Genomic DNA, 19533 nt, shown 5'->3' on the forward strand with positions numbered 1-19533 from the left:
TAAATATTAAAATATCACGAAAAGATGGCATTAAGAAAATTTAATATCAGTTTTTTAGCGTTGGTTTTTGCATTTTCAGCTTTAAATGCGCAGCAGCATTTAGATCCTGAATACATTAAAGTTACCAATGAAAGAGCAGCAAAAATAGTTGCTAAATTAGACTTAAAAGATGCTAAAAAAGAAACATCAGTTTCAAATATTGTAGCACAGCAATTTAGAGATTTAAGCGAAATTCAAGATGGAAGAGACGCTGAAATCAAAAAAATAAAAGACGACAGCACTTTAGCAAAAGAAAAACAAAACGAAAAGATTGATAAACTGAAATCAAAAGCAGACGAATCAATTGAAAAACTGCATAAATCTTACCTTAAAAAATTAGGTAAAGAATTATCAGAAGACAAAATTACTGAAGTTAAAGATGGAATGACGTATGGCGTACTTCCAATAACTGTTGCAGGTTATAATGATATGCTTCCAAATTTAACTGCAGAGCAAAAAGACTATATCTACAAAGCTTTAGTAGAAGCCAGAGAACATGCAATGGACGGCGGCTCATCTAAAGAAAAACACGGATGGTTTGGCAAATATAAAGGAAGAATCAACAACTATTTATCAAAACAAGGTTACGATCTAAACAAGGAAAGTGCTGACTGGCACAAACGTATTGAAGAAAGAGAGAAAAGTAAAGTAAAAGATTCGACTTCAAAAGAATAATCAATTATAAACTTTACACCAAAAAACTATAAACCTTAGATTATCTTTTCATGCAGACTATCTTCCCAATAACCACATTAAAAAGAACCATGATGATTTTTTCATTTTGTTCTTTCTTTACTTCAGCATATGCACAATATCCGGAAATTCCCAAACCGCTTCAAGACAAAGCCGATGCAATATTGGCCGATGAAGAAAAAAGGTTAGCCGAAATCTGGAAAAATAATTACAGTACAATACAGGCAGAAGCTAAACAAGGAAAACCATATTTACCTTGGGCATCTTACCCTAAAGATTTTGTTCAGGCAGATATTCCTGCATTTCCGGGAGCCGAAGGCGGCGGAGCATTTACAGAAGGCGGCCGCGGCGGAAAAATATTTGTAGTAACCAGCTTAGAAGACAGCGGGAAAGGAACTTTTCGTGAAGCCTGTGAAGCTGTTGGAGCGAGAACAATCGTATTCAATGTTTCTGGAATAATTCAGTTGAAAAAAAGAATCAGCATGCGTGCACCTTACGTTACAATTGCAGGGCAAACTGCTCCGGGCGACGGAATTTGCATAGCAGGAGAAACTCTGGAAATTGATACACACGACGTAATTATCAGACATATGCGTTTCCGTCGTGGAGCAACAGAAGTAACCAGAAGAGATGACGCACTTGGCGGAAATCCAATAGGAAATATAATCGTAGACCATTGCTCTGTAAGCTGGGGATTAGACGAAAATATTTCATTATACAGACATCAGTTTGCGGCAAATGAAAAATCAAAATTAGAAAAACTGCCAGCTTGTAATATTACCATTCAAAACACCATTTCTTCAGAAGGTTTAGATACTTATAATCATGCCTTCGGAAGTACAATTGGCGGATTAAACAGCACATTTATGCGTAATTTATGGGCAGATAATATTTCAAGAAATGCCTCAATCGGAATGTACGGTGATTTTAATTTCGTAAACAATGTGATTTTCAATTGGTGGAATCGTTCACTTGACGGAGGAGATTATCGTTCGATGTTTAACATCATCAATAATTATTTCAAACCGGGACCAATAACACCATCAGATCAGCCAATTCGTTACAGAATTCTAAAACCGGAATCAGGATATATGAAACCAAAAACATATGGAAGAGCTTATGTTTCTGGGAACTTTATCGTTGGTTCTCCAGAAGTTACAGCCGATAACTGGAATGGCGGTGTACAATTAGAAGATCTTCCAAAAGCAGAAGTAAAATCATATTTAGAATTTATCAAACAGCCAAAAGCTTTTACAATGCCTCATATTACCATTATGAAAGCAGAAGAAGCCTATGAATTTGTTTTAAATAATGTGGGAGCAACAATTCCTAAAAGAGACATGGTTGACGAAAGAATTATCAAACAAGTTCGCACAGGAAAAATTGAAGTTAAAGACGGTTTAGAAAACGCAATTGGAAAAGATTTTATTAAAAGAAGATTACCTGCAGACTCTTATAAAAAAGGAATAATTACACATCCTGATCAAGTAGGCGGTTATCCGGTTTATAAAGGAAAAGCCTATAAAGATTCTGATAATGACGGAATTCCAGATGCTTGGGAAAAGAAAAATGGTTTAAACCCGAATGATGCTTCTGATGCCAACAAAGATGCAAACGGCGACGGATATACCAACATCGAGAAATATTTTAATGGAATTGATCCAAGTAGCAAAATAGACTGGACAAAAACCGAAAACAATACAGATACATTAGCAAAATCAAAAGGATTATTGCAGTAATGTTTTAACGAAATAAGTTCAAAGTTTGTCATTTCGACGAAGGAGACTCGAGCGATAGCGAACAGGCGAAGCAAATCTTCGCAAGAAACTCCACAAAGTAGATTCAGCAACTAAGATTTCTCCTCCGTCGAAATGACAAGATTGGAGAAAGCAGGATTTTATAGATTTATTGTTTTTTAAAAGATTAATTTTAAGAATCCAAAATCTAAACTCTGAAATTTAAAATAAGAAAAAGTGAATTTCAATCGACTAAAAAATATAGTTTCTTCTTTAAAAAGCCCATTATCTTTGATGTATGTTGCTCTGATTATTAGTGGAAACATCACAGCACAAAACAATTTTCCAGATATTGTTAAAACCAAAGAAGGAAAACTTTCGTTTACGGCAGATAATAAAGGAAATCAAATACCTGATTTTTCATTTGCAGGATATATGGCTTCTGAAAAAGCAATTCCAAATGTGGAGAATAAAATCTTTGTTCCAAAACAAGAAGAAGATGCCACAGAAAGAATTCAGGCAGCAATTGATTATGTGAGTAATTTGAAACCAAATAAATCAGGATTTCGCGGCGCTGTACTTTTAGATAAAGGAATTTTTAAAATCAGCGGAACTTTATTCATTAAAAAATCAGGAGTCGTTTTACGCGGAAGCGGAAATACTGAAAACGGAACAATTCTATTAGGAACCGGATTAAAACGAGAAGCGATAATTAGAATTTTAGGAACTGATGATAAAAAATTAGGTGAGACTTTTGAGTTCAATACAGCTTATACACCACTTGGAACAAAAAAAATCCAATTAAAAAACACCTCTAAATTAAAACCATCTGATGAAATTATCATCAGCAAACCTTTAACCGATAATTGGATTAAAGAGTTAAAAATGGATGATTTTGGAGCCGAAACCGGTTGGGTTGGCTGGAAAAAAAATGATTGGGATATTACTTGGAATAGGGTCGTAACCAATATCAACGGTAATGAAGTAACTTTAAATGCACCGTTAACAATGACTTTGGATGATGCTTACGGACCAGCAAAAGTGGCGGTTTATTCTTGGTCAGGAAGAATTGAGCAAATCGGGATCGAAAATATCCTGATGAAATCAACTTATGATCAGTCAAAACCAAAAGACGAAGAACACAGATGGTTAGGAATTAGCATCGAAAACACAAAAAATGCGTGGGTAAAACAAGTAAATTTCAAGCATTTTTCTGGAGGTGCAGTCGCTTTATTAAAATCAGCGCAGCAAATTACAGTTGAAGATTGTATTGCAACAGAACCTGTTTCTGAAATCGCAGGTTTTAGACGTCATACTTTTTATACCGAAGGGCAGCAAACACTATTTCAACGTTGCTACTCAGAATATGGTTACCACGATTTTGCAGTAGGCGGATTTGGAACGACAGGACCAAATGCATTTATTCAATGCGAGTCGTTTATGCCTTTCAATAATAGTGGCGCAATAGGAAGTTGGGCAACAGGAGTATTATTTGAAGTTTCGTATATAGACGGACATGCTTTAAGTTATAACAATAGAGAACAAAATGGCAGAGGCGCAGGATGGACAGCTGCAAACAGTGTAATCTGGGAAACATCAGCCTCTAAAATAGAATGTTACAGTCCGCCAACAGCGCAAAACTGGGCTTTTGGAACTTGGGGCGGAATCATGGCTGGCGACGGTCATTGGAAAGATGTAAACGGTCATATCAATCCGAGAAGTTTGTTTTATGCACAATTAGAAAATCGTTTAGGACAGCTTCCTGTAAAACCTTTTATTTATGATTTAGGTTCAGAACCTTCATCAAGTCCCGAAGTTGAAGTGGCACAAGAATTAACTAAAAATTCTGTTGCTCCAAAAGAAAGTTTACTACAATGGATTGCAGAAGTTTCAAAAGCAAATCCAATTGATGCGAACAATTCAGGTCTTAAAAATGCCAATGATTTAAAAATAAACCCGACACAAAATATAAATTCCAACAATAAAGTAATAACAAAAAACGGCTGGTTTACTTATGATAATAAAGTAATAGCAGGAAACCGATTAAGTGTGCCATGGTGGAGAGGAAGTCTTAGAGACAGTGACATTTCTAAGTCATTGCCAGATGTTACCAGATTTGTTCCTGGCAGAACCGGAACAGGTTTTACAGACAATATCAATGAAGTAGCAGATTATTTGAGCACCAATAATATGGTCGCTTTAGAACATAATTATGGTTTATGGTACGAAAGAAGAATGGACGATCACGAACGTGTTCGCCGTTTTGATGCCGATGTTTGGCCGCCATTTTACGAACAGCCATTTGCAAGAAGCGGACAGGATTTAGCTTGGGATCAATTGAGTAAATATGATTTGACAAAATTCAATGACTGGTATTGGGATCGTTTATCTCTTTTTGCAGATTTAGCCGAAACCAAAGGACAATTGTTAATCAATCAACAATACTTTCAACATAATATTATAGAAGCCGGAGCGCATTGGGCGAGTTCACCTTGGCGTTCCGCAAACAATATAAACAGTACAGGTTTTCCGGAACCGCCGCCATATGCGGGAGACAAACGTATTTTTATGGCAGAACAATTTTACGATGTTAATAATCCTGCCAGAAGAAAATTGCACCAAGGATTTATTCGTAAATCATTAGAAAATTTTCAGGAAAACAGCAACGTAATTCAGTTAACAAGTGCCGAATATACGGGGCCGCTTCATTTCATGCAGTTTTGGATTGATGAAGTTCAAAAATGGAAAGACGAAACAGGCAAAAAAGGAATCATTGGTTTAAGTGCGACAAAAGATGTTCAGGATGCTATTTTAAATGATGTACAAAGAGCCAAAACAGTAGATCTAATTGACATTCGTTATTGGTATTACAAAGAAGACGGATCGGCATACGCGCCCCAAGGCGGATTAAATTTAGCACCAAGACAACACGCCAGAAAACTAAAAACAGGAAAAGAAACAGACGATCAGGTATATCGTGCAGTTCGTGAATACAGAGAGAAATATCCTGAAAAAGTAATTCTATATTCGACAGATGCGTCGCCAAGATTTGGATGGCCGGCTTTAATGGCAGGAGCTTCAATGCCTAATATTCCAAAAATTGCACTTCCTGAATTTTATTCCGCTTTAAGCGAAATGAAATTAGTTGAAGGAAACACATTTTCAGATAATCTTTGGAAATTAGAAAATAAAGGAAAAAGCTATCTTTTCTATTTAAAAAACAATCAAGATATCACAATTGATTTATCAAATGAAAAAGGAACTTTCGAAGTATATGCAATAAACGCCACAACAGGAATTATCACAAAAAAAGCAAACATAAACGGAGGAAAACAAGTAACAATCCCACAATCTGAAATAAAAGAAAAAGTGCTTTTTGTAGTGAAAAAATAATTGCCCACGGATGGAACTGATAAAACAGATTTACACAGATAATTTTAAAAATTAAAGATTAAGAATTAAAAATTAAAAAATAAATCTGTTCAATCTACATGAAAAGAATAAACCAGCGAAAACCCGTTCAATCAGTTAAACCTGTGGCCCAACCAAAAAAACATAAATTCAAAATAAACCAAAATGAATCTGAAAATTAAATATTTATTCGTCTTAAGTATAAGCTTTTTGCTGGCAGCACAAAGCGGATTTTCGCAATCAACAAAAGGCGCACTGCCTCAAATCAAAGTTTCTAAAAATCAGCATTATTTTATTACCGAAGATGGAAAACCATTTTTCTGGTTAGGTGACACAGGCTGGCTGACATTCGGAAAACTAGACAGAGCAGGCGTTGATAAATATTTTAAAGACAGAAAAGAAAAAGGATTCAACGTTGTTCAGGTAATGGTTTTGCATAACATAAATGCTGTAAACGTTTATGGCGATGCAGCTTTAATCAACGAAGATGTTTCAAAACCATTAATAACATCTGGGAACAACTTCAACAACGCAACAGAATACGATTACTGGGATCATGTAGATTACACTTTAGACGTGGCTCAGAAAAACGGAATTTACTTAGCAATGGTCCCGGTTTGGGGAACAAACGTTTCAAAAGGAAATAAAGTAAGCAAAGAACAAGCAATTGTATACGCTAAATTCTTAGCTGACAGATATAAAAACAGAACCAACGTCATTTGGTTAAACGGAGGAGATACTCACGGAAATGAATTTCAGGATATCTGGAACGCCATTGGAAATACTTTAAAAACAAATAATCCCAACCAATTAGTGACTTTTCACCCGTTTGGGAGAACCGATTCTTCAGAAAACTTTCACAACGAAAAATGGCTGGATTTTAACATGTTTCAATCAGGACACAGAAGATACGATCAGGATTCATCAAAAACGAATTTCAAAGAAGACAATTACAAATTTGTGCTAAGAGATTTCGAATTAAAACCAACAAAACCTACACTTGACGGAGAACCATCATACGAAGAAATTCCACATGGTTTGCACGATACTTTACAGCCAAAATGGACGGCAAATGATGTTCGTCGTTACGGATATTGGTCAGTTCTTTCAGGTGCCGCAGGTTACACATACGGACACAACGCCGTAATGCAAATGTTCAGAAAAGGCGATAAACCAGCTTACGGAAACAAAGAATTATGGACATCGGCAATTGATGCGCTAGGAGCAAAGCAAATGATTTACATCAAAAAACTAATGTTAGAATTCCCGTTTTTAGAAGGAGTTCCAGATACTTCATTAATTGATAACCAAGGAGAAAAATACGATTATATTCCAGCAATAAAAGGAAAAAAATACGCTTTGATTTACACTTACAACGGAAGAAAAATCGAAGTAAATATGGGCAAGATTTCTGGAGATAAAGTTTCAGCAACTTGGTACAATCCAAGAAACGGACAAAAAACAAAAATTGGAATTGTAGATAATAAAGGAACCAAAGAATTCCAACCTTCAGGTAAAAAAGAAGATGGTAATGACTGGGTTTTGATTTTACGTTCTATTAAGTAATTAGTGAAATGCTATTCCCCACGATCTTGTCATTTCGACGAAGGAGAAATCTTCGCAAGAAACTCTACAAAGTTGCTCAACCATGCGGAGCTACTAACGAAGATTTCTCCTTCGTCGAAATGACAAAAATGAGACTGAAAAATCTGAGCTAATCATTTTAATCTGTGGCAAAATAAAAAGATAAACTATGAAAAACATACTAATAATTCTCTGCTTCATAACAGGATTAAACACCGCTTTTGCAAACGACGGCTGGCTGAACATCCTAAACGAAGGCGGAAACAACAAAGGAATAAAATGCACCGAAGCCATTCAAAATGCCATAGAAAAAGCTTCTAAAAACGGCGGCGGAACCATCTTTTTTCCATCTGGAGAATATTTAACAGGAGCTTTAAAACTAAAAAGCAACATTACCATTCACTTAGATTCTGGTGCTTTATTAAAATTTTCAGACAATTTTGATGATTATCTGCCATATGTAGAAATGCGTTACGAAGGATTAGTAATGAAATCATTCTCACCATTATTTTATGCTAAAGATGCTGAAAACATCACCATAAAAGGAAGAGGCGTAATTGACGGACAAGGAAAAGCTTGGTGGAATGAAGTCTACAGAATCGAAACCGCAAAAGGCCCGATTCCGTTAACGAAATACCAAAAAATGTGGGACGAACAAAATCAAGGAATTGTATATTCGGATTACTATAAAAGAACAATCGATAAAAAGTTTTTCAGACCTTCTTTTTTTCAGGCTTATGGTTGTAAAAATATTTTAATTGAAGGAGTAACATTTCAAAACTCGCCTTTTTGGACGATCAATCCGGAGTTCTGCGATAATGTAACCGTAACCGGAATCACAATTTTTAATCCGCATTCACCAAATACAGACGGAATTAATCCATCGTCTTGCAAAAATGTTCATATTTCAAATTGTCATATCAGCGTTGGAGACGACTGTATCACCATCAAATCAGGAAGAGACGAAGACGGACGTAAATATGGAGTGCCGACAGAAAATGTTACGATTACAAATTGTACTATGTTAAGCGGTCACGGCGGCGTTGTAATTGGTAGCGAAATGTCGGGCGGAATCAAAAAAATCACCATTTCAAACTGCGTTTTTGATGGAACAGACCGCGGAATCCGCATTAAAGCAGCACGAGGAAGAGGCGGTGTTGTAGAAGATATTCGCGTAGATAATATCGTAATGAAAAATATCAAAGAAGAAGCAATTGTATTAAGCCTTTTTTATGATAAAGACACCAAAGCTGAACCTGTAACCGAAAAGACTCCGATTTTCAGAAACATTCACATGAGCAACATAACAGCTTCAAACGTAAACAAAGCAGGACAAATTTTAGGAATTACCGAAATGCCAATTCAAAACATCACATTCTCCAATATCAACATGGACGGAAAAGAAGGTTTTACAGTAAACACAGCGACAGATGTTGAATTTCATGATGTAAAAGTAAATGCAACAGTTGGTTCTTCTTTCAAAATATCAGATTCAAAAAATATCATTTTAGATAACGTTGGATCTTCAACACCAATAAAAGGTATTCCGGTTATAAAATTAGATAATGTTTCAAACACAATGATTAATAATAATTTTCCATTTAATGCGACGGATATTTTTATCGAAGCAAATGGAAAAGAAACAAAGAATATTTTCCTGAAAAACAATGTGTTTAATAATGTAACAACAGTAGTTAAAAAAGGGACAGCTTTAGATAAAAAAGCAATTATAGAATAGATTATAATAACACAGATTTCACGAATTTACACCAATTTAATTCGTGATAATTCGTGAAATCTGTGTTTAATTTGACAACATGAAAAAAATATTCATCATATTAACTCTTTTAATTTTCACGATCAGTTATTCGCAGAAAAAGAAAGATTTATATCTTTTTACGTCGTTTCGAGAACCTGCAACAGAAGGTTTGCATTTGGCCTACAGCGAAGACGGTTACAATTGGAAAGGACTTCAAGGATCATTTTTAAAACCAGAAATCGGAGCCAGTAAAATTATGCGTGACCCGTCAATCACAAAAGGAGGTGATGGAACCTATCACATGGTTTGGACAACAGACTGGAAAGGTGGAAACGGTTTTGGCTACGCAAGTTCAAAAGATTTGATTCATTGGTCAAAACAAGAATACATTCCGGTAATGAAAAACGAACCGGAAGTAGTAAACGTTTGGGCGCCGGAGATTTTTTATGATGATGTCAAAAAAGAATACATTATTATTTGGGCATCGACAATTCCGTTTAGATTTGAAAAAGGAGTTGAAGAAGAGAAAAATAATCACAGAATGTATTATGTAACGACAAAAGATTTTAAAACTTTTTCAGATACAAAATTATATTACGATCCAGGTTTCAGCGTCATTGACTGTGTGATTGTAAAGAAAAGCAAGAAAGATTATGTCTTGGTTTTGAAAGACAATACGAGACCCATGCGAAACATAAAAGTAGCTTTCGGAAAATCGCCTTTAGGTCCGTTTCAAAAAAGTTCTAAACCTTTAACCGAATATTTATCTGAAGGTCCAACGGTAGTGAAAGTCGGTAAAAACTGGCTGTTGTATTATGATAATTACGGTTCAAAAAATTATAAAGCTTTAAGCACAACAGATTTTGTTCATTTTGAAGACGTTTCATCAAAAATAAGCCTTCCAGAAGGACACAAACACGGAACGATTACAACAATCTCTGAAGAAGTTTTAAAAGAATTAATTGAAAGAAAATAAAAGAAAAGGCCACAGATTTCACAGATTAAAATGATTTTTATAGTATTTAATAATCAAAAAAATAAATCTGCGTAATCTGCCAAATCTGCGAGACAAAATTTTTCTCCCGCAGATTTTGCAGATCAAGCAGAAAAAAAATCTTTTTTAATCTGTGAAATCTGTGGCAAAAAAATAAATAACATGATTGCTTTCCAAAACATAAAAACCAACATCGCAATTACAGCTACAATCCTTTTGACTTGTACAGCTGTAAATGCGCAAAATGATACCGTGCGTTATGTTGGTAAAACACTTTCAAACATCGATTATCACCACGGACAATTAAGTCCAGCAGTTGGAGTTCACGCTACGCAGATTATGCGTGCAAGCCGTGAACATCCAGAAAAAGCAGATGGTTTTGGATGGACATACAATCACCAGCCTACAATGGCATATTGGAATGATACTTTTTATCTGCAATATTTGAGTGATCCTGCGGGAGAACATATTCCGCCGAGCCAGACTTTAATTATGACTTCAAAAGACGGCGTAAGCTGGAAAATGCCAAAAGTAATTTTTCCAATTTATCATATTCCTGACGGATGGAAAAAAGAAGGCGTAGAGGGTGTTGCCAAAAATCTTGATGCGATTATGCACCAGAGAATGGGTTTTTATACCTCAAAAGACAAACGACTTTATGCTTTAGCGTATTACGGAATCGCAATGGATGAAAAAGATGATCCAAACGACGGAAAAGGAATTGGACGTGTGATTCGTGAAATCAAAATAGACGGAAGTTTTGGTGAAATTTATTTCATCAGATACAATAAATCTTGGGATAAATCGAAATCGGCATTTCCCTTTTATGCACAAGCAAAAGACAAAGGTTTAAAAAAAGCCTGCGAAGAAATTCTATCTGATCCTTTGATTTTACAGCAATGGGTTGAAGAAGCAGATCGTGATGACGAATTGATTCCGCTAAAAAAACCTTATAAAGCTTTAAGTTCATACCATTTACCAAATGGAAATGTGGTTGGTTTATGGAAACACGCTTTAACTTCAATCAGTAAAGATGGCGGAAAAACATGGGAATATAATCCACTTCGTGCTCCCGGTTTTGTGAACAGCAACGCTAAAATCTGGGGACAAAAAACCTCTGACAATCGTTATGCAACGGTTTACAATCCGTCAGAATATCGTTGGCCTTTAGCTATTTCAACAAGTGATGACGGTTTGACTTACAAAGATTTATTATTGGTTCACGGCGAAATTAGTCCGATGCGTTATGGTGGAAATTACAAATCAGCAGGACCTCAATATGTACGTGGAATCTCAGAAGGTGACGGAACTCCGCCTGACGGAAAACTTTGGATTAGTTATAGTATGAACAAAGAAGATATTTGGGTAGCGTCGATTCCGGTTCCGGTTACTTCGGTTGTTACTGAAAATGCAAATGATATTTTTAACGATCTTCCTGACGGACAAGAATTAAAATTATGGAATACTTATGACCTTTCCTGGGCTTCAACTAAAATCGAAAAAAAAGCCGATGGCAAAAAATGGCTGACATTAAGAGATCAGGATAATTTTGATTATGCGCGCGCAGAACGTGTTATTCCGTTTGCAGAAAAAATGGAAGTGACTTTTACAGTAAAACCAGAGCAAAATAACCACGGTTTATTACAGGTTGAATTTCAAAATAAACAAGGATTACCAGCGGTAAGATTGGTTTTTGATTCGGATGGACAATTAAAAGCAAAAAATGGCGCTCGTTTTGGTGGAATTACAAAGTACGAAGCCGGAAAAGAATATAAAGTAAACGTGAAACTGAACGTTAAAACCCGCTCGTATACGATAAAAGTAAACGACGAAAAAGAATCAACGAGAATTTTTTATGCTCCGGTTGATGGTTTTGAGCGAATTATGTTTCGCACAGGTGATCAAAGATATTCTCCAAATGCAGACACAGAACCAGACACAGACGATTATGATGATTTACCCCAAACCGGAAAATTAATCCCGGAAGCGGTATTTAATATTCAATCGTTGATTACGAAAATGTTATAAAAAATAGAACGCGGATGATACGGATTCGCTATCGCGAAGACGCAGATTTACACAGATTTTATATTTTTAAAGAAATAAAAATCAGTTTTTATCCGCGTCTTTACGAAGTAAATCCGCATCATTCGCGTGCTAATCTCAACAATAAGAAATGAAGCATTTTAAAATTATACTATTCCTTTTAGTCACTTTCATTTCAAATGGACAAATTTTGCCTGTCCATTTAACCACAGAAATGGCTGAAAATCCATTAGCAGTAGTTCAGAATCAGCCGAGATTTAGCTGGCAGTTGGTTTCAAAAGAATCTAATGCATCACAAATTGCCTATATTATTTTGGTTGCTTCTTCTGAAGAAAAATTGCAAAATGACGAAGGTGATATCTGGAATTCTGGAAGAGTAGATTCTAATAAAAACCTGCATATTTTTTATAATGGAAAACCATTAAAAAGTGAAACCAAATATTTCTGGAAAGTTAAAGTTTGGAATCAAAAGGGAAAAGTTTCTAAATGGAGTAAAACTGCTTCTTTTAGAACCGCTTCGTTAGAATCAGATTTAAATCCGGTTTGGATTGGAGCAATCACAAAAGCAGACAGCCATCTGCCGGAAGGCCGAAATTATCATTCGGCAACTTTCAATAGAGAAAAAAAGAACTCATTTATCAACGCTTCAGATTCATTGTCCGGCAGAAGCATAATACTTCGTAAGCCTTTTGAAATTAAAAAAGAAATCAAAGAAGCGGTTATTTATATTTCAGGTTTAGGGCATTACGAATTGACTATCAACGGGAAAAAAGTTGGAAACAGCCAATTCGCACCTTTATGGACGGATTACGATAAAACAGTAAATTACAACGTTTACGAATTAGGCGCCAAAGAATTTCAAAAAGGCGATAACGTAATTGGTGTTCTATTAGGAAACGGAATGTACAATACACTTGCCGAAAGATATACCAAATTCTTCGTGAGTTTTGGTCCGCCGACTTTATTCTTTAAAATGAAAATCAAATATAATGATGGTTCAGAAGAAATTATAAAGTCAGATGAAACTTGGAAATACAGCAAAAGTCCAATTACCTACAATAGTATTTTTGGAGGAGAAGATTACAATGCTAATTTAGAACAAAAAGGATGGAACAGTAAAGGTTTTAAAGATTCGAATTGGAAAAAAGTTGTCGTTCAGGAAGCGCCAAAAGGAATTTTAAGACCGCAAATTGCACCGCCGGTTACGATTCAGAAACAATATGAAGTTAAAATCGTAAAAGAGCTGAAACCAAATTTCTATGTTTTTGATATGGCGCAGAATCTTTCGGGATTTCCAACGATCAAAGTAAAAGGCAAAAAAGGGCAAACCATTCGTGTTTGGGTTGCTGAAGGATTAAATGAAGAAGGCACAATTGCTCAGGGAAGATCTGGAAAACCATACTATTACGATTATACATTAAAGGGAAAAGATGTAGAAGAATGGACACCAAAATTCAGTTTCTATGGTTATCAATATGTTCAGATAGAAAACATTAATTATAAAGAAGATAAAAATGCAGCGCTTCCAACTTTGGTAGAGTTGAAATCGAATTTTATTTATAATTCGGCTGGAGAAGGAGGAAGTTTTGCATGTTCTAATGAAATTTTCAATAAAACACACGAGCTGATAAACAACTCCATAAAAAGCAATTTCCAAAGTGTTTTTACCGATTGTCCGCAACGTGAAAAATTAGGCTGGCTGGAAGAGATTCAGTTGAATGGTCCAGGTTTAATGTTCAATTATAACTTGCAGACTTTCCTTCCGGCAACAATGCAGAATATTTCTGATTCACAGCGTGATAACGGTTTGATTCCAACAATAGTTCCTGAATATGTAATTTTTGGAGGTGACTTTACCGATTCTCCAGAATGGGGCGTAACAGGCGTAATTCTGCCTTGGATGTATTATGAATATTACGGAGACGCTTCTTTATTAGAAAAATATTTTCCTGTAATGAAAAATTACGTGGATTATTTAGGAACAAAAGCAACCGATCATATTGTGTCGCACGGATTAGGCGATTGGTACGATTACGGAACACATGCCGCAGGATATTCTAAAAACAGTCCAATTGCGCTTTCTGCGACTTCACATTATTATTACGGAGCTTATTTAGTAGCAAAAGCGGCGAAATTATTAGGCAAAACAGAAGATATTGAAAAGTATGAAACATTGGCTTCTGATATCAAAACAGCTTTTAATGCGAAGTTTTTTAATGCTGAAACTAAACAATATGGAACAAATAGTCAGTTTAGTAATGCTGTACCGATTTTTATGAATATTGTCGAACCGCAGTATAAAGAAGCTGTAATGCAGAATTTGCTAGCCGATATTAAAGAAAAAGGCGATCGTTTGACAACGGGAGATGTTGGAAATCGTTATTTATTCCAGACTCTGGCGAGAAACGGCGAAAACGAAACCATGTTCAGAATGCATAATCATTATGATGCGCCGGGTTATGGTTTTCAGATTAAATTTGGCTTGACCACTTTAACCGAACAATGGGATCCGAGAAAAGGAAATTCTTGGAATCACTTTATGTTAGGGCAAATAGAAGAATGGTTTTATCAAAGTTTAGCCGGAATCATGTCTGATCCTGAGAAGCCTGGGTTCAAACATTTCTTTATTCAACCGGAAATGGTGGGCGATATGGCTTTCGCGAAAGCGGACTATCAATCGGTCTATGGGAAAATTGCTTCTTCGTGGGAGAAAAAAGATGGTAAATTTATTCTGAATGTTCAGATTCCTGTGAATACAACGGCGACAATAAAGTTACCTGTTTCTAAAGAATCAGAAATAAGAATTGATAATAAAAAAGTGAGAACAGGTTTTGATGAAAAAGCTCAAAAGCCAGTTTTGGAATTTGGATCTGGAAATTATATAATAGAATGCAAAATATAGAACGCAGATGACGCAGATTCGCTATCGCGAAGACGCGGATTTTTACGGATTTTTTTATCTCTTTTGCGATAATAAATATTTTAAAAAAATCCGCTTTAATCCGCGTCTTTACGAAGTAAATCCGTGTCATCAGCGTTCAATTTTAAGTTAGTTTAACACAACGAAACAATGAAAATTAAAAACATATATATAACAATTTTATTTTTTGCTTTGACATTTGCCAATGCGCAAAGTACTTCTGATACTAATTTTAGAAAACCAGTTTCAGAAACACTAAAAAAAATAGAGACTGTTTTTAAAGTCACGATCAACGATGATAGAGGTTTATTAAAAGGAAAAGAACTCGACTATGCCGACTGGAGAATTGAACCGGGAAATTTGGCAGTTTCGTTAACTAATATTTTGGCACCGTTTGAATTGATGTATTTCAAACAGCCGGATGGAACCTACATTATTCGTAAATATGAAAACCATAAAGTTTCAGTTGATAAAGGAAAAGAACGCCTGTTTTATTTGGAAAGCCTTTATTCGACTAAAGAACAATGGGAGAAACGCAAAACGGAGTTAAAAGCTTGTATGATAACCTCATTTGGTTTAGATAAGGCGCCCCCAACACCAAAATCTAAACCACTTTTAACTCCAAAGAGAATTTATAAAGATTACAGTGTTGAAAATATCGCTTTGGAAATCCTTCCAGATGTTTATGCAACAGGTTCTATTTATAAACCATATCCATTAAATAAAAAAGCAGCAGTTATTTTAACTCCTGACGGACATTTTGGGGATGGACGATATAGAAAAGACGAGCAGTACCGTTGTGCTATTATGGCTAAAATGGGTGCAATTGTTGTGTCGTATGATTTATTTGCCTGGGGAGAATCATTATTGCAATTTCCGGAAGAAACGCATAGAAACAGCATTGCATCGACGGTACAGGTTTTAACCGGAATTCGTTTTCTGGATTATTTAGCAACTGTAAAAAATGCTGATATGTCGAGAGTTGGCGTTACTGGTGGTTCTGGTGGAGGTTCTCATACCATGTTTTTAGCAGCGATTGATGATCGTGTAAAAGTTTCAGCTCCAGTTGTAATGGTTTCTTCTCATTTTTCAGGAGGTTGTCCATGTGAAAGCGGACGCGGCATTCACCTTTGCGGAAACGGAACAAACAACGCGGAAATCTCAGCTATGATGGCGCCAAAACCACAATTGATTGTTTCAGATGGAAAAGACTGGACTTTAGCAGTTCCGGAATTGGAATTTCCTTTTATTCAAAGAACGTATGAATTGTACGGGAAGAAAGATTTAGTGGAGAATGCTCATTTTGCAAAAGAAGGACACGATTTCGGAATTTCGAAACGGATGGCTTTGTATCCATTTATGGCGAAATATTTAAATTTAGATTTGAATAAAGTAAAGAATGAAAAAGGCGAAATTGACGAATCGACTTGTGTAATTGAACCTTATGAGAAATTATATGTTTTTGGAAATAAAGCTGAAAATCTGCCGAAAAACGCACTGAAAGACATCAACAAATTATATGAAATGTTTGGAGAAAAAAATCTGAAAGTTTACGAGGTTAAGAAGTAAAAGAGTTTGCCACTAATTTCACGAATTGGCACGAATTATTTTTTCTGCCACAGATTAAAAGGATTAAAAGGATTTTTTATCTCCCTAATCTGCTAAATCTGCGAGAGTAATTTTTTTTTCACGCAGATTTAGCAGATCTAGCAGATTTTTTAATCAGTGGAAATCCATTAATATATGGCAAATAAATTAGAGAAATTGAAAAAAAAATTAAAAAAGAAATTAGTGCAATTCGTGTAATTCGTGGCTAAAAAAAAATATACTATGAAGTTAAAAATTAAAATAACGACAATCTTTATCGGAATTTTTTCCTTGACTGCAACAGCACAAAGTGACTTAAAACTTTGGTACGATAAACCGGCTGCAATCTGGAACGAAGCTTTGCCTTTGGGTAACGGACGTTTGGGAGCAATGGTTTTTGGCGATCCGGCAGTAGAACGTTTACAGTTGAATGAAGAAACGATTTGGGCGGGTTCTCCAAATAGTAACGCACATTCCAAATCAATCGAGGCTTTGCCAAAAGTAAGGCAACTTATTTTTGATGGAAAATTTGATGAGGCACAGGATTTGGCGACACAAGATATCATGTCGCAAACCAATGACGGAATGCCGTATCAGACTTTCGGGAGCGTTTATATTTCATTCGCTGGACATCAAAAATATACTGATTATTATCGAGATTTAGATATCAGTAATGCTACAGCAAAAGTAAAATACAAAGTAAACGGCGTTGAATTTACGAGAGAAATTTTAACCGCATTTTCAGATCAGGTTATTGTGGTAAAACTTTCTGCGAGTCAGCCGGGACAAATTACGTGTAACGTTTTTATGAACAGTCCGATTGATAAAACAATCGCTTCCACAGAAGGTAACCAAATTATACTTTCGGGTTTAGGAAGTAATTTTGAAGGTGTAAAAGGAAAAGTAAAGTTTCAGGGAAGATTATCGGCTAAAAATAAAGGCGGAGAAATTGATGCCAGCAACGGAGTTTTAAGCATTAACAAAGCTGATGAAGTGATTTTGTATATTTCGATTGCAACCAATTTTAAAGATTATAAGGATATTTCGGGAGATGAAATTGCGAAAAGCAAAGACTATTTGGCGAAAGCCGAAGTGAAAGATTTTGAAACGATTAAGAAAGCTCACATTGATTTTTACCAAAAATTATTTAATAGAGTTTCTTTAAATTTAGGTTCAAATGATTTAGTTAAGAAACCAACAAACGAGCGAATCAGGGATTTTTCGAAACAATTCGATCCGCAATTGGCTTCGTTATATTTCCAGTTTGGGCGTTATCTTTTAATTTCAAGTTCACAGCCGGGCGGACAGCCAGCGAATTTACAAGGAATTTGGAATGATATGGTCACTCCACCTTGGGACAGCAAATACACCACAAACATTAATGCCGAAATGAATTATTGGCCTGCACAGGTAACCAATTTGCAGGAAATGCATGAACCATTTCTTCAGATGGCAAAAGAGTTAGCTGTAACTGGCGCAGAAACGGCTAAAACGATGTACAATGCAAATGGCTGGGTTTTACACCACAATACTGATATCTGGCGTGTTACAGCTCCGGTAGATGCTGCTGCTTCAGGAATGTGGCCGACGGGTGGTGCCTGGGTTTGTCAGGATTTATGGGAAAGATATTTATACACGGGAGATAAGAAATATTTAGCAGAAATTTATCCAATCATGAAAGGCGCAGCCGATTTCTTTTTGGATTTTATGGTTATTGATCCTAATACAAAATATTTAGTAGTCGTTCCGTCAAGTTCTCCTGAAAACACACATGCTGGAGGAACAGGAAAAGCAACAATTGCTTCTGGAACTACAATGGATAATCAGCTGGTTTTTGATTTGTTTACGCATGTTATGGAAGCTTCGGCTTTGGTTTCTCCAGATGCTGCTTATACTAAAAAAATAAGCGATGCTTTGGCTAAAATGCCTCCGATGAAAGTGGGTAAATACAATCAATTGCAAGAATGGCAGGACGATTGGGACAATCCGAAAGACAATCATCGACACGTTTCGCATTTGTATGGATTGTATCCGAGTAATCAGATTTCGGCAATTAAAACACCTGAATTATTTGAAGCTGCAAAACAATCTCTAATTTACAGAACAGACGAATCTACAGGCTGGTCAATGGGATGGAAAGTGAATTTGTGGGCGAGATTATTAGACGGAAATCATGCTTATAAATTGATTCAGGATCAATTGCATTTGGTAACAGCAGACCAAAGAAAAGGCGGCGGAACGTATCCGAATATGTTAGATGCACATCAGCCGTTTCAAATTGATGGTAATTTTGGTTGTACAGCCGGTTTTGCCGAAATGTTAATGCAGAGTCAGGAAGATGCCATTCATTTATTGCCTGCTTTGCCAACCGTTTGGAAAGACGGAAGCATTAAAGGTTTGGTTGCCAGAGGCGGATTTGTAATTGATATGACTTGGAAAAACAATAAAGTTTCGGAATTGAAAATTTATTCAAAAATAGGAGGAAACTGCCGATTGAAAGTTGAGAATACTTTAAAAGGTTCTTCAATCAAAAAAGCAAAAGGAAAAAATTCTAATCCGTTGTTTTATGATGTTGAAGTGAAGAAACCGATTATTTCTAAAGAAGCAAAATTGCCTAAAGTACAATTGCCAAATTATAATATTTATGATGTAAATATGAAAGCCGGGCAGACGTATATTTTTACTGGAAATTAATATTTTAAAACCATATAAGTAATATAAGAAAATATAATACTACGCAATATTTGTCATTTCGACGAAGGAG

10 protein-coding genes are annotated in these 19533 nt (G+C 35.7%); all 10 read left to right on the plus strand.

Annotation, left to right across the window (positions count from 1 at the left end):
- The first annotated feature begins 24 nt into the window (after window positions 1-24).
- The 10 genes from APR43_RS03355 to APR43_RS03400 all read left to right on the plus strand — a co-directional run bounded on the left by APR43_RS03355 (window position 25) and on the right by APR43_RS03400 (window position 19463).
- The gene (locus APR43_RS03355) at window positions 25-714 is read left to right on the plus strand and encodes a DUF3826 domain-containing protein (RefSeq protein ID WP_053471868.1); all 690 of its coding nucleotides are present in this window, start codon (window positions 25-27) and stop codon (window positions 712-714) included.
- Window positions 715-764: 50 nt separating this feature from the next.
- Window positions 765-2471 carry a polysaccharide lyase gene (locus APR43_RS03360; RefSeq protein WP_053471867.1) on the plus strand — a complete coding sequence of 569 codons (1707 nt, stop codon included), beginning with the start codon at window positions 765-767 and terminating at the stop codon, window positions 2469-2471.
- Between the two features lie 234 nt (window positions 2472-2705).
- Window positions 2706-5861, plus strand: coding sequence for a DUF6298 domain-containing protein (locus APR43_RS03365; protein WP_088636381.1), 3156 nt, complete (start codon window positions 2706-2708; stop codon window positions 5859-5861).
- Window positions 5862-6044: 183 nt separating this feature from the next.
- Complete coding sequence (locus APR43_RS03370) at window positions 6045-7445, plus strand: glycoside hydrolase family 140 protein (RefSeq protein WP_053471865.1); 1401 nt, start codon at window positions 6045-6047, stop codon at window positions 7443-7445.
- A 187-nt stretch (window positions 7446-7632) separates the two neighbouring features.
- Complete coding sequence (locus APR43_RS03375; RefSeq protein ID WP_053471864.1) at window positions 7633-9201, plus strand: glycoside hydrolase family 28 protein; 1569 nt, start codon at window positions 7633-7635, stop codon at window positions 9199-9201.
- 79 nt (window positions 9202-9280) lie between these two features.
- Complete coding sequence (locus APR43_RS03380) at window positions 9281-10198, plus strand: glycoside hydrolase family 43 protein (protein WP_053471863.1); 918 nt, start codon at window positions 9281-9283, stop codon at window positions 10196-10198.
- Window positions 10199-10378: 180 nt separating this feature from the next.
- Window positions 10379-12244 carry an exo-alpha-sialidase gene (locus APR43_RS03385; RefSeq protein WP_053471862.1) on the plus strand — a complete coding sequence of 622 codons (1866 nt, stop codon included), beginning with the start codon at window positions 10379-10381 and terminating at the stop codon, window positions 12242-12244.
- Between the two features lie 148 nt (window positions 12245-12392).
- Window positions 12393-15164, plus strand: coding sequence for a glycoside hydrolase family 78 protein (locus APR43_RS03390; protein WP_053471861.1), 2772 nt, complete (start codon window positions 12393-12395; stop codon window positions 15162-15164).
- 168 nt (window positions 15165-15332) lie between these two features.
- Window positions 15333-16751: an acetylxylan esterase gene (locus APR43_RS03395; protein ID WP_053471860.1), complete on the plus strand. Its 1419-nt coding sequence runs from the start codon at window positions 15333-15335 to the stop codon at window positions 16749-16751.
- Window positions 16752-17012: 261 nt separating this feature from the next.
- The gene (locus APR43_RS03400) at window positions 17013-19463 is read left to right on the plus strand and encodes a glycosyl hydrolase family 95 catalytic domain-containing protein (protein WP_053471859.1); all 2451 of its coding nucleotides are present in this window, start codon (window positions 17013-17015) and stop codon (window positions 19461-19463) included.
- Window positions 19464-19533 lie beyond the last annotated feature (70 nt).

The organism is Flavobacterium sp. NLM, from assembly GCF_002210235.1.
GTDB classification, from domain to species: Bacteria; Bacteroidota; Bacteroidia; order Flavobacteriales; family Flavobacteriaceae; genus Flavobacterium; species Flavobacterium panici.

Coding starts and splice junctions, on each gene's coding strand:
- APR43_RS03390 (WP_053471861.1), top strand. CDS start 12,393: ATGAAGCATTTTAAAATTATACTATTCCTTTTAGTCACTTTCATTTCA.
- APR43_RS03375 (WP_053471864.1), top strand. CDS start 7,633: ATGAAAAACATACTAATAATTCTCTGCTTCATAACAGGATTAAACACC.
- APR43_RS03395 (WP_053471860.1), top strand. CDS start 15,333: ATGAAAATTAAAAACATATATATAACAATTTTATTTTTTGCTTTGACA.
- APR43_RS03360 (WP_053471867.1), top strand. CDS start 765: ATGCAGACTATCTTCCCAATAACCACATTAAAAAGAACCATGATGATT.
- APR43_RS03370 (WP_053471865.1), top strand. CDS start 6,045: ATGAATCTGAAAATTAAATATTTATTCGTCTTAAGTATAAGCTTTTTG.
- APR43_RS03355 (WP_053471868.1), top strand. CDS start 25: ATGGCATTAAGAAAATTTAATATCAGTTTTTTAGCGTTGGTTTTTGCA.
- APR43_RS03400 (WP_053471859.1), top strand. CDS start 17,013: ATGAAGTTAAAAATTAAAATAACGACAATCTTTATCGGAATTTTTTCC.
- APR43_RS03385 (WP_053471862.1), top strand. CDS start 10,379: ATGATTGCTTTCCAAAACATAAAAACCAACATCGCAATTACAGCTACA.
- APR43_RS03380 (WP_053471863.1), top strand. CDS start 9,281: ATGAAAAAAATATTCATCATATTAACTCTTTTAATTTTCACGATCAGT.